21 protein-coding genes, 1 tRNA gene and 1 pseudogene are annotated in these 23,457 nt (G+C 60.1%); 5 read left to right on the top strand and 18 right to left on the bottom strand.

The window, feature by feature from the left end:
• Nucleotides 1–5: 5 nt before the first annotated feature.
• The 3 genes from D0N36_RS11735 to D0N36_RS11725 form a co-directional block, all read right to left on the bottom strand.
• Nucleotides 6–875, bottom strand: coding sequence for an NAD(P)H-binding protein (locus tag D0N36_RS11735; RefSeq protein ID WP_116941658.1), 870 nt, complete (start codon nt 873–875; stop codon nt 6–8).
• Nucleotides 876–1,107: 232 nt separating this feature from the next.
• Nucleotides 1,108–1,533, bottom strand: coding sequence for a luciferase domain-containing protein (locus tag D0N36_RS11730; RefSeq protein ID WP_116941656.1), 426 nt, complete (start codon nt 1,531–1,533; stop codon nt 1,108–1,110).
• Nucleotides 1,534–1,552: 19 nt separating this feature from the next.
• The gene (locus D0N36_RS11725) at nt 1,553–2,467 is read right to left on the bottom strand and encodes a helix-turn-helix domain-containing protein (RefSeq protein WP_116941653.1); all 915 of its coding nucleotides are present in this window, start codon (nt 2,465–2,467) and stop codon (nt 1,553–1,555) included.
• A 246-nt stretch (nt 2,468–2,713) separates the two neighbouring features.
• On the opposite strand from D0N36_RS11725, the gene D0N36_RS11720 reads away from it, so the two are divergent.
• On the top strand, nt 2,714–4,438 hold the full coding sequence (locus tag D0N36_RS11720; protein WP_190242639.1) for an alpha/beta fold hydrolase: 1,725 nt from the start codon (nt 2,714–2,716) through the stop codon (nt 4,436–4,438).
• Between the two features lie 145 nt (nt 4,439–4,583).
• On the opposite strand, the gene D0N36_RS11715 is transcribed toward D0N36_RS11720, so the two are convergent.
• The 3 genes from D0N36_RS11715 to holA form a co-directional block, all read right to left on the bottom strand.
• Nucleotides 4,584–5,324 (bottom strand): ATP-grasp domain-containing protein, encoded by a 741-nt coding sequence (locus D0N36_RS11715; protein ID WP_116941649.1) that lies wholly within the window; start codon nt 5,322–5,324, stop codon nt 4,584–4,586.
• Between the two features lie 11 nt (nt 5,325–5,335).
• Nucleotides 5,336–5,614, bottom strand: coding sequence for a hypothetical protein (locus tag D0N36_RS11710; protein WP_116941646.1), 279 nt, complete (start codon nt 5,612–5,614; stop codon nt 5,336–5,338).
• A 105-nt stretch (nt 5,615–5,719) separates the two neighbouring features.
• Complete coding sequence (gene holA, locus D0N36_RS11705; protein WP_190242638.1) at nt 5,720–6,793, bottom strand: DNA polymerase III subunit delta; 1,074 nt, start codon at nt 6,791–6,793, stop codon at nt 5,720–5,722.
• A gap of 186 nt (nt 6,794–6,979) precedes the next feature.
• Here holA and tyrS point away from each other — a divergent pair, with 186 nt between their 5' ends.
• A complete protein-coding gene (gene tyrS / locus D0N36_RS11700; RefSeq protein ID WP_116941643.1) occupies nt 6,980–8,299 on the top strand; it encodes a tyrosine--tRNA ligase in 1,320 nt (439 codons plus the stop codon).
• A 220-nt stretch (nt 8,300–8,519) separates the two neighbouring features.
• Here the strand turns inward: tyrS and D0N36_RS11695 are convergent.
• Nucleotides 8,520–8,687: pseudogene (locus tag D0N36_RS11695) on the bottom strand (histone H1); the annotation flags it as partial.
• A gap of 240 nt (nt 8,688–8,927) precedes the next feature.
• A complete protein-coding gene (locus D0N36_RS11690; RefSeq protein ID WP_116941637.1) occupies nt 8,928–10,178 on the bottom strand; it encodes an aminotransferase class I/II-fold pyridoxal phosphate-dependent enzyme in 1,251 nt (416 codons plus the stop codon).
• Nucleotides 10,179–10,537: 359 nt separating this feature from the next.
• On the opposite strand from D0N36_RS11690, the gene accC reads away from it, so the two are divergent.
• Nucleotides 10,538–12,049 carry an acetyl-CoA carboxylase biotin carboxylase subunit gene (gene accC, locus D0N36_RS11685; protein ID WP_116941636.1) on the top strand — a complete coding sequence of 504 codons (1,512 nt, stop codon included), beginning with the start codon at nt 10,538–10,540 and terminating at the stop codon, nt 12,047–12,049.
• Between the two features lie 129 nt (nt 12,050–12,178).
• Here accC and D0N36_RS11680 read toward each other — a convergent pair whose 3' ends face one another.
• From D0N36_RS11680 to D0N36_RS11640, 9 genes are all read right to left on the bottom strand, one after another.
• A complete protein-coding gene (locus D0N36_RS11680; protein WP_116941634.1) occupies nt 12,179–12,862 on the bottom strand; it encodes a hypothetical protein in 684 nt (227 codons plus the stop codon).
• Nucleotides 12,863–13,147: 285 nt separating this feature from the next.
• Nucleotides 13,148–13,867, bottom strand: a complete 720-nt coding sequence (bshB1, locus tag D0N36_RS11675) for a bacillithiol biosynthesis deacetylase BshB1 (protein ID WP_116941631.1) — start codon at nt 13,865–13,867, stop codon at nt 13,148–13,150.
• 80 nt (nt 13,868–13,947) lie between these two features.
• On the bottom strand, nt 13,948–15,081 hold the full coding sequence (locus D0N36_RS11670; RefSeq protein ID WP_242478891.1) for a peptidoglycan DD-metalloendopeptidase family protein: 1,134 nt from the start codon (nt 15,079–15,081) through the stop codon (nt 13,948–13,950).
• Nucleotides 15,082–15,207: 126 nt separating this feature from the next.
• Nucleotides 15,208–16,152 (bottom strand): thioredoxin-disulfide reductase, encoded by a 945-nt coding sequence (gene trxB, locus D0N36_RS11665; protein ID WP_116941629.1) that lies wholly within the window; start codon nt 16,150–16,152, stop codon nt 15,208–15,210.
• Nucleotides 16,153–16,345: 193 nt separating this feature from the next.
• The gene (locus D0N36_RS11660) at nt 16,346–17,209 is read right to left on the bottom strand and encodes a sigma-70 family RNA polymerase sigma factor (protein ID WP_116941626.1); all 864 of its coding nucleotides are present in this window, start codon (nt 17,207–17,209) and stop codon (nt 16,346–16,348) included.
• A 144-nt stretch (nt 17,210–17,353) separates the two neighbouring features.
• Nucleotides 17,354–19,513 carry a polyribonucleotide nucleotidyltransferase gene (pnp, locus tag D0N36_RS11655; RefSeq protein WP_116941623.1) on the bottom strand — a complete coding sequence of 720 codons (2,160 nt, stop codon included), beginning with the start codon at nt 19,511–19,513 and terminating at the stop codon, nt 17,354–17,356.
• 192 nt (nt 19,514–19,705) lie between these two features.
• Nucleotides 19,706–19,981 carry a 30S ribosomal protein S15 gene (gene rpsO, locus D0N36_RS11650; protein ID WP_116941622.1) on the bottom strand — a complete coding sequence of 92 codons (276 nt, stop codon included), beginning with the start codon at nt 19,979–19,981 and terminating at the stop codon, nt 19,706–19,708.
• 194 nt (nt 19,982–20,175) lie between these two features.
• Entirely contained in the window at nt 20,176–21,609 is a 1,434-nt protein-coding gene (locus tag D0N36_RS11645; protein WP_116941621.1) for an LptF/LptG family permease, read from the bottom strand.
• Between the two features lie 114 nt (nt 21,610–21,723).
• Nucleotides 21,724–22,137 carry an START-like domain-containing protein gene (locus D0N36_RS11640; protein WP_116941620.1) on the bottom strand — a complete coding sequence of 138 codons (414 nt, stop codon included), beginning with the start codon at nt 22,135–22,137 and terminating at the stop codon, nt 21,724–21,726.
• A 136-nt stretch (nt 22,138–22,273) separates the two neighbouring features.
• On the opposite strand from D0N36_RS11640, the gene D0N36_RS11635 reads away from it, so the two are divergent.
• A tRNA-Met gene (locus tag D0N36_RS11635) sits at nt 22,274–22,347 on the top strand.
• 177 nt (nt 22,348–22,524) lie between these two features.
• On the top strand, nt 22,525–22,950 hold the full coding sequence (locus tag D0N36_RS11630) for a hypothetical protein (protein WP_116941619.1): 426 nt from the start codon (nt 22,525–22,527) through the stop codon (nt 22,948–22,950).
• A 123-nt stretch (nt 22,951–23,073) separates the two neighbouring features.
• Here the strand turns inward: D0N36_RS11630 and rplT are convergent, their stop codons facing one another.
• Nucleotides 23,074–23,418, bottom strand: a complete 345-nt coding sequence (gene rplT, locus D0N36_RS11625; RefSeq protein ID WP_116941618.1) for a 50S ribosomal protein L20 — start codon at nt 23,416–23,418, stop codon at nt 23,074–23,076.
• Nucleotides 23,419–23,457: the final 39 nt, after the last annotated feature.

Raw genomic sequence — 23,457 nt, 5'->3', positions numbered from 1 at the left:
ATTCTCTACGATTCCATGGGCTTGAGAAAGCCGGCCAGCACCTCGCGCATCGTTTGCGGGGCACGGCCCAGCAGAGTTTGCAGCGTGGGGTCGGTGGCCGCGAAGTCGCCGCGCCGGGCGGCCCGGAAGGTGCCCAGCAGCAGCTCGGCCACCGGGGCCGGCGTACCCCGCGCCACGGCTGCCTGCTTCCACTCGTCGTCCGTCACCGTTACGTGCCGGATTTCGCGGCCCGATACTTCCGAGGCCAGCGCGGCCATGTCGGCCATCGTAATGGCTTCGAGGGCCGTGAGTGGCGGGGTGAGGCCCCCGAAGCGGCCGGGCTGGGCCAGGATGAGCGCATCGGCTTCGGCCAGGTCGGCGCGGGTGGTCCAGCTCACGGGGCCGTCTTCGGGTACCCGCAGCACGCCTTCGCGCAGCCCGTGCTCCACCATGTGCAGCGCACTCTCAGCGTAAAAACCGTGGCGCAACGAGGTGTAGGCAACCCGCTGCCCGGCCAGCATGGCCTCGCTGGCGGCGTGGTTCTGGGCCGGCTCAAACGGCGAATCGGCCCGCGCGCCCATATGGCTGGTGTACAGAATGCGGCCGGCCCCGGCAGCCCCGGCCGCCTCAATGGCAGTACGGTGCAGTTGCCGGGCCTCTTCTCCGAGCTTGTTGGCAGAAACCAGCAATACCTGGTCGGCCCCCGCGAAGGCGGTTAGCAACGTCTTGGGCTGGCCAAAATCGCCCGCCCGGATTTGCACGCCCCGTTTGGCCAGGTCAGCGCATTTTTCGGGTTCGCGGGTGGTGGCCACCAACTGGCTGGCGGGCATGGTGCGCAGTAGGTTTTCGATGATGGCGGCTCCTAATTGGCCGTTGGCTCCGGTGATGACGAGCATGATATGAGGGGGTGTGGTGGTGATATGGTTGAAGTTGTTTACAAAGTTGAAAGACCGTCATGCTGAGCCTGTCGAAGCATCTCTACTGCTTCGTTGAACGACTGCGAGGAAGCGGTAGAGATGCTTGACAGGCGGACACCAGATGAGGCATGACGGTCTGATTGACTCCGGGTACTTTGTAAACAGCTTCGTTGACAGAGCAAAATTTCGCCTGGGTTGCAACTTAAAGCAGCTATGATTTGCCGCTCACGGCCCGCAGGCGTTCGATTAGCACGTCCACGGCGGTACCCCGCAGCCGGTCGTAGTTCAGCCGAAACAGCCAGGTGGCGTGGTCGGCATCGGCGGCGGTGCGAATCATAAACGAGACCCAGTCGCCGGGCCCCTGACCGTAGGGCAACGGGCTGGCCAGGTGTTGCTTGAGCAGCGGCAGGCCCAGGGCAGGAGTTGCGGCCAAGTGCACTTCGCCGTTTAGGTGAATATGGCCCAGCTCGGCCTCCCCCACGTAAAAATCGGCTCCATCGACGCGGGTGCGGTGGTAGAAATCCCAGTGGGTGGCTGCAATAATAGCCGGCCACGACTGAATGATTTCGGCAGTTTGCTGGCCCGGCCCGGACAGTACGGGCGGGGGTTGCAGAGGACCTTTGGCGGCTAGTTTCATACGATGGAGGGGAAGTGATTCAGTTAAATGAGTTACGGAAAGCCAGCGGCGAAAGGGCCGTTTTGGTCTTGAACAGCTTACTAAACGACTGCGAATGCCCGAACCCCAGGGCGTAGGCAATTTCGCTCACCGACAAATCCGTGGTAGACAGTTTTTCCTTGGCCTTTTCGATAAGCTTATCCTGAATATGCTGCTGGGTGCTCTGGCCGGTCAGGTTCTTCAGCAGTCCGCTCAGATAGTTGGGCGACACGTGCAGCTGGTCGGAAATGGCCTGCACGGTTGGCGGACCCTCGTGAGCCAGGGCCTCACCATCGAAATGCGCCGTCAGCAGGTCTTCCAGGCGAGTTAGCAGCTGGTGGCTGGCGATTTTGCGGGTGATGAACTGGCGCTGGTAAAACCGCTCGGAATACGTGAGCAGCAGCTCCAGCTGGGCCACGATAACGCGCTGGCTGAACGAGTCGATGGCGCCGTGGTACTCCTGGCCGATGCGCTGGAGCAGTTCGGTCATCATGTGCTCCTCTTTCTCGGACAGGTGCAGCGCCTCGTGCACCGCGTAGCTGAAAAACGGGTACTGCTGGATGGTTTTGGCCAGCGGCGTATTCCACAAAAAATCGGGGTGCACCAGCAGCAGCCAGCCCGTGTGGCGCAGGGTTTCATCGGCAGAAATGCCTAGGAGCTGGCCGGGAGCCATAAACACCATCATGCCCTCGTCGAAATCGTACACCTGCTGGCCGTATTTGAGCTTGCCGTTGAAGTTTTTCTTCAGCGCAATAGAATAGAGGTTATTGAGCAGCGGCGCGCTGGTCATGGCCGCCGAATGGGTGATGGTTTCAAACCGCACCACGCTGATAAGCGGATGCTCCGGCCGGGGCAGCCCCATCAGTTGATGATAGGCCGAGATGCTATTCACCTTATGTGGGGACTCGTTTTTCATAGCATGACTGTTTAGGACCTGAAAGTACTCCGGCTACCGCCGCTGGTTCTCGCTTTCCAATTACTGAACAAAGGTCGCCGGTCATTTACTGCCCTCCGTAGTCATATCTCTGCTTGTTGTAGCCGTTTCCTGCGAATAGCTGACCGGGGCACGGGGTGGGCTGCTGATAGAAAAGCGGCCCGGGTCATGACAACCTTACGTATCGGCGCGGACTCTTCCAGCCTGCAATACATTCCTTGTCCTGCTATGCGCATCTGGCTTCCGCTGTTGCTCCTGCTGCTTTGCGGCCCCTTCGCTTTTGCCCAAACTACCCGCCTGCACGGCCAGGTGCTCGATGCTGCCACGGGCCTGCCGGTACCGTTTGCCTCGGTGGGCGTGGCCGGCCGGCCCTTTGGCACGGTGGCCGATTCGGCGGGGCGGTTTGCCTTTCTGTTGCCCGATTCAGTAGCGGCCTCGGCGCGGGTGCTGGCCTCGGGCGTGGGCTATGCCACTGCCGAAGTGCCCGCCACCGGGCCACCGGCTGCCGGGGCCACGGTGCGGCTGCGGCCCGCCGCCGTGGCGTTGGCGGCCGTTACGGTGCGGCCGGGCAAGGTGCGCACCCGCACCACGGGCCGCACCGGCAGCTCCAGTTTCATGACGGCCCGCCTCTACACCGAGCCCGGCGCGGGCCAGGACGAGCGGGCCAAAGAACAGGGCACCCTGCTGGCCCTGCCACCCGACTGCCACCTGCGCACCCTGCGCCTGCACGTCGCCTTCAACCGCTTTCAGTCCGTTACCTTCCGCCTGAACCTGTACGGCGTACAGCGGGGCCTGCCCGACCAGCCGTTACTGAGCCAGGATATCCGCTTCACCGTAACCCAGCCCCGGGGTTGGGTGGAAATTGACCTGGAGCCCTACCGCCTCTACTTCCAGAACCGGCGCGAAGTGGCGGCCACCATTCAGTGGCTACATAGCGAAGCCCGCCCCGATAGTGCCACGGGCTTCGCGCTGTCGGCCGTGCCGGGACCGGGCCACGCCATCCTCACCCGCGACAAAAGCCAGGCCCGCTGGCAATCCACGCCCGGCTACCTCAGCCTGCAGCTGGTGCTTGATGAGTACCCGCAGAAAGGCCGCCCGATGGTTCCGGCCGCTGCTCCCAAGCCGGCCGTACCGCTGCCCGACAGCCTCCGCTACCTGCAACGCATTATGGCGCTGGAGCAGCAGCAGGCAGCCGCCGCTGCCCAGCTGCCCGCGCACGATTCGGTGCCCTATGGCCAGAATCCGGCGGCCGGATATTACCTACCGGTGCGCGGCGGCCGTCTTTATTATGAACGCTACGGCCACGGCACTCCGCTGCTGTTATTGCACGGCAACGGCCAGTCGATAGCCGCGTTTCGCCACCAGCTGGGCGCGCTGGCCCGGCACTACGACGTGCTGGCCCTCGACACCCGAGCCCAGGGCCGCAGCCAGGATGCCACCACCGCCGACTTCACTTACGAGCTGTTTGCCCAGGATGTGGCCCAGTTGCTCGACAGCCTGCACCTGGGCCCGGTGGATGTGCTGGGCTGGAGCGACGGGGGCAACACGGCCCTGGCACTGGCGCTGGCCCGCCCCGCCGCCGTGCGCCGCCTCGTGCTCATGGGCGCCAACCTCTTCCCCGCCGCCATCGAGCCCGACTACCTGCTGCTGTTCCGCGAGCAGCTCCGCCAGACCCAGCTCCACCCCGACCCGCAGGCTCCCAACTCCGTTCGTTTGCTCCGGCTGCTGCTCCAGGAGCCGCGCATGCGCTTCGCCCAGCTGGCCGGCATCCGGGCCCCGGTGCTGGTAGTGGCCGGCGCGCACGACGTGGTGCTGGAAGCCCACACCCGCCAGCTGGCCCGCAGCCTGCCCCAGGGCGAAGTGCTGATTCTACCCAACGCCACCCACTACGCACCCCAGGAAGTCCCGGCAGCATTCAACCGGGCAGTAGTAAACTTTTTGGGACGGCCCTGAAAACGCGTACCCGGGGCCCGCGCTGTTTGCCGGCCATTGCCCGTACCCGTCCCTGCGCCTTACGCCACTACTTAAGCCGCTTCCGCCACTTAACACCACCCGCCGCACCGTACAAACAGCTACTTGAGCCGGTTCTCTGAGTCCGTCAGAAGTTGCAGTAGTCGGTCGTACCTGTCATCTGGGCCCAGCGGGCCGAAAGCAGCTTGGCGTAGCTCAGCGGGGTGAGGCCGTAGGCGCCCAGCGAATAGCCGTCGTTGACTTCCACCAGCAACGTGCGGCCATCGGCGGTGCGGCCCACGTCGAGCGAGTAACCGGCGGGCGCTTCGGCGGCGTAGGCGGCCACGGCCTGCTCGGCTACCTGGGCGTCGAAGTGTACGCGCCAGTCGCCGCGGTAGTGGCGGGCGTCGAGGATGCGGCCGTAGCGCACGAAGCAGCGCCACTCGGCTACGAAATCGACCGGCTCGGAGCACCAGACGGGCGTATCCTCGCTCTGGTCGCCGCAGCCACGCAGGTCGGGCAGGCGCTGCACGAGTACACCGGTAAACTTTTTGGCCGAGTACCGGGGCTTCACGAACACCGGCCACTGGCCGGGGTCGGTAGCTACGGCGTTGATGGTACCAGGCCAGATTCGCCGCCCCAGGAACGGCTGCAATACCTCGGGGTAGCCCAGCTCGGCGGGTACTTCGCGGCCCAGGTCGCGCAAGGCCCGCTGCACCCTATCAATGTGGCTCACCACTACCTCATCGGGCGCATGGTCGGGCAGAAACACATCATCGCTCACAAAAGGCACGATTTCCCAGCCCATCAGCCGGAAGCCTTCCAGCGCCGTGAATCCATTTACATTGAGGCATTCCCCATCGGAGCCTTTCTGAATAAAAACGCGCATAGCTACGTGTATTAGGGACCGGGCTGGGTGGCAGGCAGCACCAGCGTCACCTCGTCACGGGCGAAATCGAAGTTTTTCTTGTCGATGCTGCCGCGGCACATCACCACGCCGGGCGGGGCGAGCTTCCCCTTCTGGTCGGCTTCGGTTGCGGCCTGGCCGGTTACGTCCACGGTGGCCACCAGCTCACCGTTGCGCCGCAGCTCCCAGGGGCCGGGCTGCATGGTTTGGGTTGGATAACCTACCAAAAAGGTTTCCTGGGGCGAAATGGCAATAATATCGAGAACCTGCATGGCTGGGGCGCGTTGCACACGCCCGCCGGAGTGGCGGATTAGAACCGGTTGCAACGGCCGGCAAGGTAGCACATGCTGCCAATTGCGGCGTTGTCTGCAGCCCCTCTACCCCGTTATGGCGTGCAGCGGCACGGGATGCAGCACCAGCCAGACCAGCTCGCGCAGGATTTCGCCATCAGTCATCGAGCCCGAGTCGATGCCTTTGCTCTGGGCATCGGCGCGACGGATGAGGTGTACGATGTCGCGGCAGCGGCCGAAGTCAAACACCTTGAGGCCGGTCTGGTAGTCGCGGCGCTGGATGGGGAAGCGCAGGCCCATTTTCAACCAGTCGGCCTCCGCCACGGTGGGCAGCTGGTGCAGCGCCAGCAGCCGCGAGAAGAAGTTAAACAGCAGCGTGAGGTTGGGGATAATCGGGTTGTTTTTGGGGTTGGCCTCGAAGTAAATCAGGATGCGGTTGGCCTTGAGCACGTCGCGGCGCACGAGGGCGCTCTGCAGCTCGAAGATGTTGTAGTCCTTGCTGATGCCCACCATGCGCTGCACCAGGTCCTCGTCGATGCTGTGGCCGGGCAGCAGGTTGAGCAGCATCTTATCCACCTCGTTGGTCAGCCGGCTCAGCTCGCCGCCGATGTACTCGGCCAGCATGTTGGTGGCCTGGGGCGTAATCTGCTGGCCCTTGCTGCGCACGTACTGGCTGAGCCAGGGCGCTACCTGGTTGTCGTAGAGTTTCTTGCTGGTGAGCAGCACGGTGCCGGCCGGAGCGGGCGTTTTTTTGTCGCCGGCCAGCAGCTTGCCCAGCTTCTTGCGGGCGTCGAGGGTTTTGTGCTTGTAGCAGAACACCAGCACGGTGCTCTGCAGCGGGTTTTTGAGGTAGGCTTCCAGAAATGGCCAGGCCTTTTCGGTTTCCAGGTCGGCCACGGCCTGGGCCTCTTTCACGATAACTACCGAGCGCTCGGCCATCATGGGGTAGCGCTTGGCCTGGCCCAGAATACCAGCCACGTCGGTGTCTTTGCCATACATCACTACCTGGTTGAAGCCCTTGTCGGCCTCGGGCAGCACGTGCTGTTCGAGCAGGCCGGCCAGCAAATCGATGTAGTACGGCTCCTCACCCTGCAAAAAGTACACGGGCGCAAACTGCCGCTGCTTAAGCTGAGCCAGGATTTCGTCGGGCGAGGCGTTCAATGGGTGAGTTGATGAATAGGTGAATGGGTGAGGCAAAGATACTGTCATCCTGAGCTTGCGAAGGACCTTATCACGCCACAACAAGTCGTTTTACGTGATAAGGTCCTTCGTCCTTGCTCCAAGCGCAACATGCTCAGGATGACAGTATCTTTGCTCCACTCATTCACTCATTCACTCATTCACGCTTTGGACCTGATTGAAGAACTGCGCTGGCGCGGCATGTTTCACGACATGATGCCCGGCACCGACGAGCACCTGCGCCAGAATGCGCCCATCACCGGCTACATCGGCTTCGACCCGACTGCGCCCTCGCTGCACATCGGCAACCTGGCCACCATTATGCTGCTGGTGCACCTGCAGCGCGCCGGCCACCGGCCCATGGCCTTGGTAGGCGGCGCCACCGGCATGATTGGCGACCCCTCGGGCAAATCGGCCGAGCGCAACCTGCTCGACGAAACAGCCCTGCGCCGCAACCAGGCCGGCATCCAAGCGCAGCTGGAGAAGTTCCTGGTCTTCGACGACTCGCCCACCGGGGCGCTGGTGGTCAACAACTACGACTGGTTCAAGGACTTCGGCTTCCTGGGTTTCCTGCGTGAAGTGGGCAAGCACCTGACGGTGAACTACATGATGGCCAAGGATTCGGTGAAGCGCCGCATCAGCGGCGACGAAAACTCGGGCGCCGACGGCATCAGCTACACCGAATTCAGCTACCAACTATTGCAGGGCTACGATTTCGTACACCTGTTCCGCGCCTACGGCTGCACCCTGCAAATGGGCGCCTCCGACCAGTGGGGCAACATCACGACCGGCACCGAGCTCATCCGCCGCATGGGCGGCGAGCTGGCAGAAGGCGCGCAACAGCCCGCCAAAGCCTACGCCCTCACCGGCCAGCTCATCACCAAGGCCGATGGCACCAAATACGGCAAGAGCGAAACCGGCACCGTCTGGCTCGACGGCTCCCTGACCAGCCCCTACCAGTTCTACCAGTTTTTCCTCAACGCCGCCGACGCCGACGTGCCCCGACTCATCCGCGTGTTCACGCTGCTCACCAAAGCAGAAATTGAGGCCCTGGAAGCCGAGCACGCCGAGGCGCCGCACAAACGCATCCTGCAGAAGGCCCTGGCTGAGCAGGTAACCACGCGCGTACACGGCGCTACGGCCTACGAAGCCGCCCTGGCCGCCTCGCAGGTGCTGTTCGGTGGCGGCGAGCTGGCTTCCCTCGATGAGGCTACGCTACTCGACGTATTCGCCGGCGTACCCCAGGTAGAAGTGCCCCGCGCCGACCTGGCCGAAATGAACGTCATCAGCCTGCTTAGCGAGGCCACCGGCGGCGTCATCTTCCCCTCCAAAGGCGAGGCCCGCAAAATGATGCAGGCCGGCGGTGTGAGCCTGAACCGCGAAAAGGCCAATCCCGAACAACTGGCCGCCGACGTAACGCCCCTTCTGGGCCAGTACATCGTGGCCCAGAAGGGCAAGAAGAACTACTTCTTGCTGAAGCTGGTGTAGCTTGATTAGTGCCTGGAAGCGGTCAGGTACCGGCCTAATCACTATCCACAAAACTCGAAGCACAAAAAAGAGGCCCCGCCAAATATCGGCGGGCTCTTTAGGTATACCAACGGCCGCAAAGCGGCCGGGCTACTTACTTCTTCTTGGCAGGAGCAGCCTTCTTGGCGGCAGCCGGAGCAGCTTTCTTGGCACCCGCAGCAGCCGGAGCAGCTGGAGCATCGTTCTTCTTGTTCTGCACCTCGGTGCGGATTTCCTGGGCCATGTTCTTCAGCTCCTGCATGCCTTTACGCACACGGGTACCGGCGGCCGAGTTCTGCTTGTCATAGAATTTCTCGAAGTCACCTTCGAGCGACATCACGAGGTCCTTCAGTTTGCTAAAATTGCTCATTTGGGAGGGGGTATGTGGTGTGGAAGAGAAAAGATTCGGTCCCAATATACAGGGATTTCAAATACAAGCAAGTCGCGATGTTTTTTTCTCAAACCCCCACTACGGCCTCATGAAGGCCTTTTTAGTCCAATACCCCACTTGTATGACCCCGAAGAGCGGCAAGCCTGTCTTTAAAAAGTACTAAATGCAAAAGCCAGCTTCCGGGGTAGAAGCTGGCTTTTGCATTTAGGCGGGGCGAAGCTACTCTGTCAGCCAGACAGGCGCTTCAGTTTTGGAATAAAGCCCTTTGGCCAGCTTATCCTGCACAATTTCGAAGGCCTTGATCGTCTGCTCCACGTCGTCGAGCGTGTGCACGGCCGTTGGGATAAGGCGGAGCATGATGACGTCTTTCGGCACCACCGGATATACCACTATAGAGCAGAAAATGCCGTAATTCTCGCGTAAATCGAAGGTTATCTGCACCGCATCGCCAATCTGGCCGGCCAGCATTACCGGTGTTACGGGCGAGGAGGTAGTGCCGAGGTTGAAGCCTTTCTCGCGCAGGCCGCTTTGCAGGGCCCGCACAATGGTCCAGAGATTGTCCTTCAGCTCGGGCTTGGTGCGTAGCAGCTCCAGGCGCTTCAGCCCCCCCACTACCAGCGGCATGGGCAGGCTTTTGGCGAAAATCTGGCTGCGCATGTTGTAGCGCAAATATTCAATTACGTTCTCGGGGCCCGCTACGAACGCGCCGATGCTGGCCATGCTCTTGGCGAAGGTCGAAAAATAAAGGTCGATGCCGTCCTGCACCCCCTGTTCTTCGCCCGTTCCGGCGCCCGTAGCGCCCATTGTGCCGAAGCCGTGGGCATCATCTACGAACAGGCGGAACTGGAACTTCTCCTTCAGCTTAAGCACGCCGCGCAGGTCGCCCTGGTTGCCCGACATGCCGAAAACGCCCTCGGTGATGACGAGAATACCGCCTCCGGTTTCGTCGATGATGCGCTGGGCCCGCTCAAGTTGCTTTTCGAGGCCGGCCATGTCGTTATGCACGTACACGAAGCGCTTACCGGCGTGCAGGCGCACTCCATCAATAATACAGGCGTGCGACTCGGCGTCGTACACAATCACGTCGTGGCGGCCCACCATGGCGTCGATAATCGACACCACGCCCTGATAACCGAAGTTGAGCAGCATGCAGTCGGGCTTGGCCACAAAGTCGGCCAGTTCGTTTTCCAGCTGCTCGTGCAGGTTGGAGTTACCCGACATCATGCGCGCGCCCATCGGCAGGGCCATGCCAAATTCGGCGGCGGCCTCGGCATCGGCGCGGCGTACTTCGGGGTGGTTGGCCAGGCCCAGGTAATTGTTCAGACTCCAGGTAAGTACCTCTTTACCGCGGAATATCATGCGGGGCTTGATTTCGCCTTCCAGCTTAGGAAAAGCAAAATAGCCGTGCGCGTAGGCTGAGTGGGTGCCCAACGGGCCGCGGTTGGCGGCAATCTTTTCAAATAGATCCACGAGGGAACGGGTTGAATGTGAAACGGAAACGACGGGTATGATTGCGAACTTAACCGCCGGAAGATGTGCAAAGTTATGGCAATCCGTAAAGGTAACCCTTCCCCGCACGCTATCCAACGCCAGTCGAATTCGCTCCGCCCGTTTTTTGGTGCGCCCGGAAGGTCGTTTCTTTGGGTGTCAGAACGGTAATCATCGCCTACTGAAACGTCATGCTGAGCGAAGTCGAAGCATCGCTACCGCTTTATTACAATGTACTATATAGCATTTCAGCGAAGCGGTAGCGATGCTTCGGCTTCACTCAGAATGACGTTCTGTTTCTGGTCTGTTTCACTCGCTATCCGCCCCTTCTCTCCCACCTCATGAAGAAAATCAAGAAGCTCCTCGTTGCCAACCGCGGCGAAATTGCGTTGCGCGTGCTGCGCTCGGCCAAGGAAATGGGCATCCAGACCGTGGCTATCTTCTCGGAGGCCGACCGCAATGCCCTGCACGTGCGCTACGCCGATGAGGCCGTGTGCGTGGGCCCGCCCGCCAGCAAGGACAGCTACCTGCGCGGCGACAAAATTCTGGAAATATGCCGTGAGCTGGGCGTCGATGCCATTCACCCGGGCTATGGCTTCCTGAGTGAAAACGCCGAATTTGCCCGCCAGGTCACCGAGGCCGGGCTGATTTTCGTGGGTCCCTCGCCCGAGGCCATGAACATTATGGGCGACAAGCTCTCGGCCAAGCAGGCCGTGAAAGCCTACGACATCCCGCTGGTACCCGGCACCGACGAGGCCATTTCCGACGTGCATGAGGCCCGGCGCATCGCCGCTGAAGTTGGTTTCCCCATCCTGATTAAGGCCTCGGCCGGCGGCGGTGGCAAGGGCATGCGCATCGTGAACTCCGACGCCGAGTTTGAGGAGCAGATGCAGCTGGCCATCAACGAGGCCGTTTCGGCCTTCGGCAACGGGGCCGTGTTCATCGAGAAGTTCGTGACCGGGCCGCGCCACATCGAGATTCAGGTGCTCGGCGACGAGCACGGCAACATCGTGCATTTGTTTGAGCGCGAGTGCAGCATTCAGCGCCGCCACCAGAAGGTAATTGAAGAGGCGCCCTCGGCGGTGCTCACGCCCGAGCTGCGGGCCGAAATGGGCCGCTGCGCCGTAGATGTGGCCCGGGCCTGCAACTACGCCGGGGCCGGCACCGTGGAGTTTCTGCTCGATGACAAGCACAACTTCTACTTCCTGGAGATGAACACCCGCCTGCAGGTGGAACACCCCGTGACGGAGCAAATCACCGGCCTCGACCTGGTGAAGGAGCAGATTCGGGTGGCTGAGGGCCAGCCCCTGCCCTTCCGGCAGGAAGATCTGACCATCACGGGCCACTCGCTGGAGCTGCGCGTGTACGCCGAAGACCCGCAGAACAACTTCCTGCCCGACATCGGCACCCTAACCACCTACGTGCGCCCTCAGGGCCCCGGCGTACGCGTGGACGACGGCTTCGAGCAGGGCATGGACATCCCGATTTATTACGACCCGATGATTGCCAAGCTCGTGGTGCACGGCGCGACCCGCGAGGAGGCCATTGCCCGCATGCTGTGCGCCATTGCCGAGTACCAGATTACCGGCATCGAAACCACGCTGGCCTTCGGGACCTACGTGCTGCAGCACCCCGCCTTCGTGAGCGGCAACTTCGACACCAACTTCATCCGCGACCATTTCCCGGCCGACGCCCTGCAGTCCGCCGCCCCCGACGAAGCCACCGCCGAGGTAGCCGCCGTCCTGGCCGCCATGCTCCTGACGGAAAAGAAGCCGGGCGCTACGGCTGCCACTTCAGAAACGGCCGCTGCGACTGGTTCAGCCTGGAAGCGGAACCGGCTAGGGGTGCGGTAGGATGTAATACTTGTTGTCGTCTAACTGCTTCTACGGCTTTTATTTGATTTTCACTAATGCAAAGCGCCCGGCTAAAACAGGCCGGGCACTTTGCATTTATATTAAGCTGTATTCCTTGACATCAATCCCCTACGCTCCCACCAAACCCGCATCCACAACCTCTTCCGAAGCAACAGCCACTTTCGGGGCCAACCAGCGGCGCAAAGCCCAGTGGGTAGGCAGGTAGATGACGACCAGCAGCGTGAGCATCCAGCCAACGAGGTAGAGCGGGGCGGGCAGCCAGGTTTGGGGCTGGGCGTCGTCGAAGCCGAAGACGTAGTTGATGTTGACCGGGATTTTGGGGTCCGGCATAACGGTGCCGGCGGCGGGCAGCCAGAAGTAGGCTACCAAGCACAGGCCCCAGGCCACCAGCGTCCAGGCCGGTAGGGCGCGACGGTCGTAGCCCAGGCGCTTCACTAAAAACAGCAGCAGGAAGGGTAGCCAGCCGTGGAAGAACGAGAGCCCCCGCAGAAACAACGAGCGGTTGGGATCGAACATGTAGGAGGTCATGCCGATGAGGTGGATGTCAAACAGCTCACCCAGGAAGTCGGCGCACCAGAGCACCTGGGGCAACAGGATGCCCACGGCGGCCATGGAGGCGGGCAGGCGGTGGCCGGTCCAGATGCTGATCAGGCACAGCAGCAGCGCCACGTCGCAGAAGTAGAGGAAGTTGGTGGGTCCGTAGTTGAACCAGTACACCGGCACCATCACCGCCAGAAAGGCCGTGAACAACAGTTTCAACCCGAGCGGTAAGGGAGCAGCAGCGTTTTTCATGAGACGAGGTATTAGTTGAGGCAATTCGCGGGACAAACCAGCCGGAGGTGTCCGGAAGGGATGCACGAAATAACACCAGCCAAACGGCACAACCTCACCATCATGTGGCATTATCAGACTTTAGGGAGAAACGCTAAATCTGATATATAAGGCTCAAACACGGATTTCCGCGCCGCTGATCAGACTTTACTCACGTCCGCAACCACATAAAAAAAGGACCTTCCGAATAGCTACGAGAGCTACCCGGAAGGTCCTTTTTTAGTCTACTTAAAATTCAGGTCTGCGTCAAATCAGCTCCGTGATTTCCCGCACACCAATCGGCCGCTCGCGGGTGAAGCCTTCGCCGTACTGCGCGCCTATGAGGTGGCCGAACTCGCGGGCCCGGGCCTCCATAAAGTCGCTGAATGCTGGCGTGGACAGATAGGTGGCCGGCTCCTGGCTGTTGGGGTCGTGGAACTGGGTTTTATAAGCCTGAATGGATTCCCACTTCTTGGGCCAGTGCGCCGTAATATCCACCACGAAGTCGGCAGGAATCTGGCGGTCCTGGATGTAGTGGTACACCACGCGGGGGCGCCAGGGGGCCTGGGGCTGGCCATCTTCGCCCAGGGTTTCAATCATGCGCAGTCCCGAGAGGAAACAGGCCTCGGTGGCCAGCTGGGCGGCCCGGCCGTGGTCGGGGTGCCGGTCGTGGATGGCGTTGCAGAGCACCACATCGGGCTGGTAGCGGCGCAGGGCAGCCACCAGTAGCAACTGGTGCTCCCGGTCGTTGCGGAAGAAGCCATCGGCCATGCCCAGGTTTTCGCGCGCGTGCAGGCCCAGAATGCGGCTGGCCCGCTCGGCCTCCTCAGCCCGGGTTTCAGGCGTGCCGCGGGTGCCCAGCTCGCCGCGGGTTAAATCGATGATGCCAATGGTTTTGCCCGCCGCCGCCGCCGCCAGCAGCGTGCCGGAGCAGGACATTTCCACATCGTCGGGGTGCGCCCCAAGGGCCAGTACATCGAGTTTCATTCTAGAGTCTTAGAAGTCTGAGTTTGGTGGGCTGACGAATTGGGAGCCAGCATAACCGCTGATTTCTCTTAGCCTCACATCTACTTAATACGCAGCATACGGCCAATGCGCAACGTACCGGTGCTGCCATTAAGGCGGCGCAACTGGGCCTGCGAAACGCCGTATTTCTGGGCAATGCCCGACAGCGTTTCGCCGCTCCTGATTTTGTGCGTTATTAACCGGCGGGCCTGGGTGGGCCGCGCCTTACTGCTGCTGGCTGCCCCCGGCACGCTGCCGCCCCGGTAGCGAAGCGACTTGCTGTAGTAGTCGAACAGGGTTGACGTAATCTGAAAATTGTCCTTGATGAGCTTGTAATCGGGGAAGTCGTAGAGCTCGTCGGGGTTGATGGGGTTACCCTCGTAGCGCACCTCGAAGTGTAGGTGCGAACCACTGCTGCGGCCCGTGCTGCCGCCGTAGCCAATCAACTCGCCGGCCTTCACGAAAGTGCCGGGCGTTACGAGCGCCTTTTGCAGGTGGCCGTAGAGCGTTTCAATGCCGTTGTAGTGGCGTACCATCACGTAGTTGCCGTAGCCACTACCGTCCCACTTCACCAGGCGCACCACGCCATCGAAAGCCGTTTTTACCGAGTCGCCGGTGTCCAGGTCCAGGTCGATGCCGTAGTGCCAGCGGTAGCCCCGGAAACCAAAGCCGGAGGTAACGGGCGTGCTGGTAAGCGGCATTTTGGCGTAGCGCTGCTTCTCGGGCTCGATGAGCCGCAGGTTGAGCGTGTCCTTGATGCGGCGGCCATCTACCCGGTACGGGTTGATGTTCTGGGTGTCCCAGATGGCGTAGTAGCCGGCCACCTGAATCCAGCTGGAGTCAATCTGCACCTGCTCCTTCACTTCCACAATGTGCTGCTCGCCCTCGTTGAGCGAGGTCGTGTCTTCACTCACGATGGAAAGCTTGCGGGCCGGGTTGAAGAAGATGGATTTGGCTGCTTCGGAATTATCGTCGGGCAGCTCCTCCGTCTGGATGAGCACCGTCGTATCGGGCCGCACGTAACGGATGGTCGGCGTTTTGATGCGAAAAAAGTCCTTCCGCTTATCGGTATCACCGGCTTTGGGCTTGGAAGAGGATGGCACCTTGCGCCGCTGGGCCAGCAGCTGGCCGGGCAAGCCTAAAAACAGCCCGATCAGTAGCAGCGGCAGCAGCCAGTGTCTAACAAAATTCAGCAAGAGCAAAAAGTTAATGAGTGAGGGCGTGGGTGAGGGAATGAGGGAATGCGCAGGGTCAACGCCCCACCGAGCCAACTGGTATGTCCGGCTGGTTCACGCATTCGCTCATCCCCTCCTCCGCGGCAATTAGTCGCCCAGGGCGGCCAGATAACGTTCGGCGTCGAGGGCAGCCATGCAGCCGGTGCCGGCGGCCGTCACGGCCTGGCGGTAGGTAAAGTCCTGCACGTCGCCGCAGGCAAACACACCATCGACGTTGGTTTTGCTGGTGCCGGGCAGGGTTTTGAGGTAGCCCTGCTCGTCGTGGTGCAGGTAGGGCTGAAAGATTTTGGAGTTGGGGTCGTGGCCAATAGCCACAAAGAAGCCTTCGATGGCCAGCTCGCGGGTCGTGCCTTCCAGCACGTTCTTCACCCGCACGGCCTCCACTACATGCTCGCCCAGAATTTCGTCGGTTACGGTATGCCAGAGCACTTCAATCTTGGGGTTGTCGAGTACGCGCTTCTGCATAATCTTCGAGGCCTTCATCTCGCCCTTGCGCACAATCATGTACACCTTCGAACAGAGGTTGGCCAGGTAAGTAGCTTCCTCGGCAGCCGTGTCGCCGGCACCTACAATGGCCACGTCCTTGCCGCGGTAGAAAAACCCGTCGCACACGGCGCAGGCCGACACGCCCGAGCCGTTGAGGCGCTGCTCGGAGGGCAGCCCCAGCCACCTGGCCGAAGCGCCGGTGGCAATGATAACGGTGTCGGCCGTCAGCTCCAGCTTTTCATCAACAGTGATGCGGCGCGGGTGGGCCTCAAAGTCCACGGCCGTAGCAATGCCATAGCGGATGTCGGTGCCGAAGCGCTCGGCCTGCTTTTTCAGGTCTTCCATCATCGCGGGGCCCATCACGCCATCGGGGTAGCCGGGGAAGTTCTCCACGTCGTTGGTGATGGTGAGCTGCCCGCCGGGCTGCAGGCCCTGGTACATAACGGGGTTCAGACCGGCGCGGGCGGCGTAAATGGCGGCAGTGTAGCCGGCCGGACCGGAGCCGATAATCAGGCAGTGAATGTGTTCGGGGGTGGTAGTGGCCATACAGTACGTAGCAGCGGCGGGCCAGGCCCGCGCCGGGATGGATTAAGGTTGGGACTACAAAGGTAACAAGCCCGGACGGTTGGGCTGTTTTGGAAAAGGCGGCTTAGTCGGTCATCAAGCCAAACTACTCGCTCCTACCAACAAAAAACCCCAACCAATGGGTCAGGGTTTACTGTTTGGGAAGCAGAAAAACTTACCCCAGATACGGTTTCAGCGCTTTGCTGCGCGAGGTGTGGCGCAGGCGGCGAATAGCCTTCTCCTTGATCTGGCGAACCCGCTCGCGGGTCAGGTTGAACTTCTCGCCGATTTCCTCCAGCGTGAGCGAGCTTTCGCCATTCAGGCCGAAGTAAAGCGTGATAACATCAGCTTCGCGCTTGGTGAGCGTGCTCAGGGCGCGCTGCACTTCCTTGCGGAGCGAGTCGTTCATCAGGCCCGTGTCGGGGCTGTCTTCGTCCTCGTTTTCGAGCACGTCGAGCAGGCGGTTTTCCTCACCCTGCACAAACGGAGCATCCACCGATACGTGGCGGCCCGAAATCTTGAGCGTGTCCACTACTTCCGAGGTGGTCAATTCCAGTACTTCGGCAATTTCCTCGGGCGAAGGCTCCCGCTCAAACTTCTGCTCCAGCTCCGAGAACGACTTGCTGATTTTATTCAGCGAGCCAACCCGGTTCAGGGGCAAACGCACGATGCGCGACTGCTCGGCCAAAGCCTGAAGAATCGACTGACGAATCCACCAAACGGCGTAGGAAATGAATTTGAAACCGCGGGTTTCGTCGAAACGCTTGGCGGCTTTAATCAGGCCGAGGTTGCCCTCGTTGATGAGGTCGCCGAGGCTCAGGCCCTGGTTTTGATACTGCTTGGCCACCGACACCACGAAGCGAAGGTTGGCCTTAGTGAGCTTTTCCAGCGCCAACTGGTCGCCTTCTCTGATGCGTTGCGCCAGCGTTACCTCCTCATCGGGAGTCAGCAGGTCCACTTTGCCAATCTCCTGGAGGTATTTATCCAGCGACTGGCTTTCGCGGTTGGTAATCTGCTTGCTGATTTTTAACTGTCTCATTGCGGGCGCGAGAGGATGATAGTGATGATGCTTCTGCTTGTAAACGTCATTTTTGATTCGTCAAGCGAATCCTCCCCTTTATCGGGTACCGGGCTCAGTTTAATGCAACGGCCCGGTACCCGCTAAAGTTCGGAAAGGGCTGTTTTAAGCCGCACCGTTGGAGTCGGCCGTACGCTCGGGCTTCGCCATGAGCACCTTCCGCGAGAGGCGGTATTTGCCGGTTTTCTTGTCGATATCAAGCAGTTTCACGTCAATCTCCTGCCCTACTTCCAGCACGCCTTCCAGCGAGGCCAGCCGCTCGTGCGATACCTCCGAAATGTGCAACAAGCCGTCTTTGCCCGGCATGATTTCCACGAACGCGCCGTAGGGCTGAATGCTGCGCACCTTGCCTTTGTAGGTCTCGCCTACCTCGGGCGTGGCGGCAATTGCGTTGATGCGGTCGATGGCGGCTTGCATGTCTTCCTGGTTGGAAGCGTAGATGCTCACGTGGCCTTTCTCGTCCTTCTCCTCGATGATAACCGTGGCGTTGGTGTCCTTCTGAATCTGCTGAATGACTTTGCCGCCGGGTCCGATTACGGCACCGATATACTCCTTGTCAATCAGCATCTTGTGCGAGCGAGGCGTATGCGGCTTCAGCTCGGCAGCAGGCGCCGAAATGGTCTTGGCCATCTCGCCCAGAATGTGCAGGCGGCCTTCGCGGGCCTGGTGCAGCGCGGCAGTCATAATCTCGGCGCTCAGCCCCTGGATTTTGATGTCCATCTGGCAAGCCACGATACCTTTCTCGGTGCCGGTTACCTTGAAGTCCATGTCGCCGAGGTGGTCCTCATCGCCCAGAATGTCCGAAAGCACGGCGTACTCGCCGGTTTCCTTGTCCTGCACGAGGCCCATGGCAATACCCGAAACGGCAGCGCGCACCGGAATGCCGGCGTCCATCAGCGCCATCGAGCCGGCGCACACCGTGGCCATCGACGACGAGCCGTTCGACTCCAGAATGTCCGACACAATGCGAACGGTGTAGGGGTTCTCGTCGTCCGAAGGCATTACCTTCTTCAACGAGCGCAGCGCCAGGTTGCCGTGGCCAATTTCGCGGCGGCCGGGGCCGCGGTTGGGCTTTACCTCACCGGTCGAGAAGGCCGGGAAGTTGTAGTGCAGCATGAACTTGCTGTAGCCCGACGTCATGGCCGTGTCTACAATTTGCTCATCGAGCTTGGTGCCGAGGGCTACCGTGGTCAGCGACTGGGTTTCACCGCGCGTGAACAGGGCCGAGCCGTGCGCACCGGGCAGGTAGTTGATTTCGCTCCAGATGGGGCGGATTTCGGTGAGCTTCCGGCCGTCGAGGCGGGTGCGCTCCTTGATCATCATGTCGCGGATGCCCTTCTTCTCCGCCGAAGCGTAGTAGCGGCCGAACATTTTCTGGTCGAGTTCGGGGTTTTCTTCGAGCAGCTTGGCCAGCAACGGCTTTTTGATGGCACCAAAAGCCTCCTTGCGGCCGGCCTTGCTGGTGTTCCCCGACTTGGCCACGTCGTAAGCGCCCTGGTATACGGCGTCGTTGATTTGCTGCTTCAGCTCGTCGTTCTCGACGTACTTGGGGTAGTCGCGCTTTACTTTCGACTTCTCCACTTCAGCGGCTAACTCCAGCTGGGCTTTCACCTGCAGCTTGATGGCCTCGTGGGCGTAAGCAATGGCTTCCACCATTTCCTCCTCGCTCACCTCATCCATCTCGCCTTCCACCATGGCCACCGAATCAGCGGTAGCACCTACAATCAGGTCGATGTCGGCGCGGGCAATATCAGCGGTGAGAGGGTTGATTTGCAGTTTGCCATCGATGCGGGCCACGCGAACCTCCGAGATGGGGCCGGAGAAGGGAATATCCGAAATCGAGAGGGCAGCCGAGGCGGCCAGGGCAGCCAGAGCATCAGGCTGCACGGTGCGGTCGGCCGAAATCAGCGTAATCATCACCTGCACCTCGTAGTGATAATCCTTGGGGAACATCGGGCGCAGAATCCGGTCGACGATGCGGCAAACCAGGATTTCCTGGTCCGACAGGCGGCCTTCGCGGCGCTGGAACGAGCCGGGAATGTTGCCGGCACCGCCGAACTTCTCCTGGTAATCAACCGACAGGGGCAGGAAATCCACCTCGCCACGCGAGCTGGGCTGCGAAACGACCGTGGCCAGCAGCATGGCGTCGCCGAGGCGCACCACTACGGCGCCATCGGCGAATTTGGCCAGCTTGCCGGTTTCGAGGGAAATCTGCCGACCGTCGGGCAGGGTGATGTGCTTGGTAACCGCGTGGTAGTTGGGCATCGAGGGTGCTTTAAGGGAAAGCGTGCAGCGGGCGAGCAGCCGAAAAAACCAGACCGGCAATGGTCCCGTTTTGCTCTAAAAAAGATAAGTCGGATGGTAAACAACAAAACCGGCGGAACAATGCAGCCGGCTTTGCACAAAAAAGAGCAGGGAACCTTCCGGGTGGAAGGCTCCCTGCTCCGGAAGGTGAGCCTACTTACGCAGACCCAGTTCCTTGATGATGGCGCGGTAGCGGTTGATGTCCCGCTGCATGAGGTAATCCAGCATGCTGCGGCGCTTACCTACCAGTTTGAGAAGCCCCAAACGGGTCGAGAAATCCTTCTTGTTCACCTTCAGGTGCTCGGTCAGGTCCAGAATGCGCTGGGTGAAGAGGGCAATCTGCGACTCGGCCGAACCGGTGTCTTTGGAGGTTTTCTGGAGGCTGTTTTTCTCGAAAATAGCCTGTTTTGCTTCGGTAGTCAGAATCATCGGCAGATAGGTTGCCCCGTCTTAGATTAAAAAAAGAAAAGAAAATCCACCCCGCACCTCGGGGTGGCCGCAAAGGTAGCTATTTAATACGAGTTGAATATGGGAAATGAGGAGCAATATGAAAATCCGGGTCGCAGGCGCCGGACTCATAGGCTGGTTTTTTCTATTTCGTACACCTCACTGCCCTTGCTACCTCACACTGCCTTCTTGTAGCCGCGCATAGGCCAACGCACCCAGCGGGGCACCAGCCGGCCCCAGTTCACATCAAGCAGCCCCGAATCGTGGCGGGCCTGGTAGAGAAAGAACAAGCCAATAGGCAGCAGTATGGCACCCGACATCCACATACCGACGGCAACAGGCATTACCTGCTCGCGGCCGTACTTCTCACCCATAATCGAGAAGACGTAGTAAATGATGAAGAATACAATCGACACCAGAATGGGCACGCCCAACCCGCCCTTCTTGATAATGGCTCCCAACGGCGCCCCAATCAGAAACATGAGCAGAATGGCGGCCGACTGGGTGTACTTGCGGAAGACTTCGATTCGGTAGTTGGCCGCTTCCTTGGTCAGGTTGGTCAGGCGCTCCTCAGTGGTTGTCAGGAACGACTGCACGTTGCGGGCGCGGTTGGTGGCCTGCAGGGCAGTGGCTTTTGTGTCGTTCGGTAGCTGGTTCGGGGGCACGGTCCAGGCTGCCACGCGCTGATCGGCAGCCTCACCCAGCGTATCGAGGCGCAGGTAGCTGTAGTAAGGCGTCATCTGCCGCACCACCTGCCGGCGCTCCTGGTTCACCCGGGTCTGGAGCGAGTCGGTGTAGTGCCCGAGCTGATCCAGGTTGAGCATCATCTTGTTGGTATTGAACAGCTCTTTCTGGGTCCGATCAAGGCCGAATGATTTCAAGGAGAACGTAATCAGGTTGCGGTCGAAGTTCTGGCGGATAAAGCTGGCGCCGGCCGTGCTCTGGGTGTTAGGCTGCTCGGTGTAGGAGCGCCCTCGAAACAGCTCCAGCCCCAGGTACTGCCCCCCAAAACGGGTAAACATGCGGCCCGAATCGGCCAGAATCACGGTGCTGCCACCCCTCCCCCCGGTATGGTCATAAATCATCACGCCCATTAGCACGTCGCCGTTCTCGCCCTGCTTTTCATCCACTTTAATCGTGAAGCCGGGAATACCGTTGTAGAACACGCCCTCGCGGATATCGAGCGCCAGCTTTTGCTGCCGCACATCCCAGAGCAAGCTAAAAGCCTCCAGGTTGGCCAACGGTACGATGGTATTATTGAACCAGAACGCGCCCCCCGCCAGCAGCACGCTCACCACCAGCACCGGCCGCAAAATGCGGGTGAGCGAAATGCCAGCCGTTTTAATGGCTGTCAGCTCGTGGTGCTCGCCCAGCGTACCAAACGTCATCAGCGACGAGAGCAGCACGGCCAGCGGCAGTGAGATGGGCACAATCAGCACGCCGAAGTAAAACAGCAGCTGCAGAATCACGCCCAGGCCCAGGTCCTTGCCCACCAGATCGTCCATGTATTTCATCATGAACTGCATCAGGAAGATGAACTGCACCACGGCGAAGGTGAGCAGAAAGGGCCCGGCGAAGGCCTGCAAAATCAGCTTATCGAGTTTTTTCATAGAAGCAACCGCCCATCCCTGTTTCGGCGGACTAAAACACAAAGGGGAGCAAACGCTAAACGAAGATACGGCTCGTTTCGCGTCTGCTCCCCTCCTGCCGGGCTGCGGCTTCATCTAGCCGCCTACTTGTTCGCGCAATTTCTGCATCAGGCTTGCCCACATTTCCTCCAGCTCCTCGGTGTCGGTTTCCTCCGAGTAGTCCACTACGCGCAGGTACACTTCCTGGGTCAGTTGCGACTCCTCAATCAGGAAGTCAAGGTAGTTGGCGTCGGCTACCGTCTGGCGCCGCTCGTCCAGGAAGCAGAAGCGCACCGAGCGGTTGGTGCGGTGCGAGCTCATCTCGGCGTAGTGGGACTGGTTGTCCCATACGAAGTTGAAGTGCTGACTGCCTTCCATCTGCACGCGCTGGCAAAACCACTGTTCTAGGCCCGAAGCCGTCGCTAAGTAGGGATACAGAATTTTGGGAGAGGCATTAATAGGATGTTCTACCGAAAAACGGTGTTTTTGACGAGTAGTAGAAAGGGACATAAGCAGTACAGCGTAAAGAATTTAGGACCGGAGCGCCGTCTGGCTGCTCCTCCGGCAGCCAATATACGCGGGTTTTTTTTCCTTCACCCCTTGCGTCGCTTCAAATCTTGTGCCTACCTTTGCACCACCAAAACAGGGCGGGATAGCTCAGTTGGTTAGAGCACAGGATTCATAACCCTGAGGTCACGAGTTCAACTCTCGTTCCCGCTACATACTAAAACCGCGTCGGGAACATTCCGGCGCGGTTTTTTTGCTTTTCAGTCTGTCCGTTCTGCTTCACCCACCGACCGGCCGTTTTGCTTTGCCAGAAACGTCGCTTACCGACGATTTATCAACATTCGTCTAAATAACTAGGAGGTTGAGCGAGAAATACCCTCCTTTGAATCTATGCGGCAGCAATTCAACACAAGCACTGGCACCACGTTTCTGATAACTGAATTCGACCAGCAGAATAACTGGATTTATAACGACTGGCAAGGCCTGCTAACGCTGGAATCTATCCAGGAAGGCTCTGGTGGCATTCTGCAGCTCCTGCAGCTCACGCATTGCCCCTACATGCTAACCGATAACCGCCGGTTGCTTGGTTCGTGGAAACACGCCAACGACTGGCTGGAGCAGATCTGGGTACCGCAGGCCCTGGCCGCTGGCATGACATACTATGCCCATGTTATTGCGCCTGGCGTATTTGGGCAGGCCTCTGTAGAAGATATGCACCTACGAGTGGGGTCTCATTTGCACCTGCAGTTATTTGAGCACATGGAGGAGGCCGTTGCCTGGTTGCGCGAAATGCAGACAGTGGAGCGCGGGGCCTAATTCTCACTCATGCCGCCCGGCACGGCCGTCTTTCTTCATAAGCAGCCCCGACAAAATAAGAGCACAAAAAAGCGGCTGCTCCTTTCGGGGCAGCCGCTTTTTTGTGGCAATAACCGTTTAGGGTTATTTCATTTTCTCCACGATGCCTTTGAAAGCGTCGGGGTGGTTGAGGGCGAGGTCGGCCAGAACCTTACGGTTGAGCTCGATACCAGCCTTTTTGAGGCCACCCATGAACTGCGAGTACGACAGGCCATGCTCGCGGGCACCGGCGTTGATACGCTGGATCCAGAGGGCCCGGAACTCACGCTTCTTTACTTTCCGGTCGCGGTAAGCATAAAGCAGACCTTTCTCGACAGCATTTTTGGCAACGGTCCATACGTTTTTGCGGCGGCCATAGTAGCCTTTCGCCAAACGCATGATTTTCTTCCGACGGTGGCGCGAGGCCGCGTGGTTTACACTTCTTGGCATAACCTGGGTTGTTTTTGGCGGTCGGCGGCGGACTTACTG

Origin of the sequence: Hymenobacter lapidiphilus (genome assembly GCF_003417065.2) — a bacterium.
Lineage (GTDB): Bacteria > Bacteroidota > Bacteroidia > Cytophagales > Hymenobacteraceae > Hymenobacter.
Note: the sequence above shows the minus strand (reverse complement) of the source record. Positions and strands in the feature narration are given on the sequence as shown.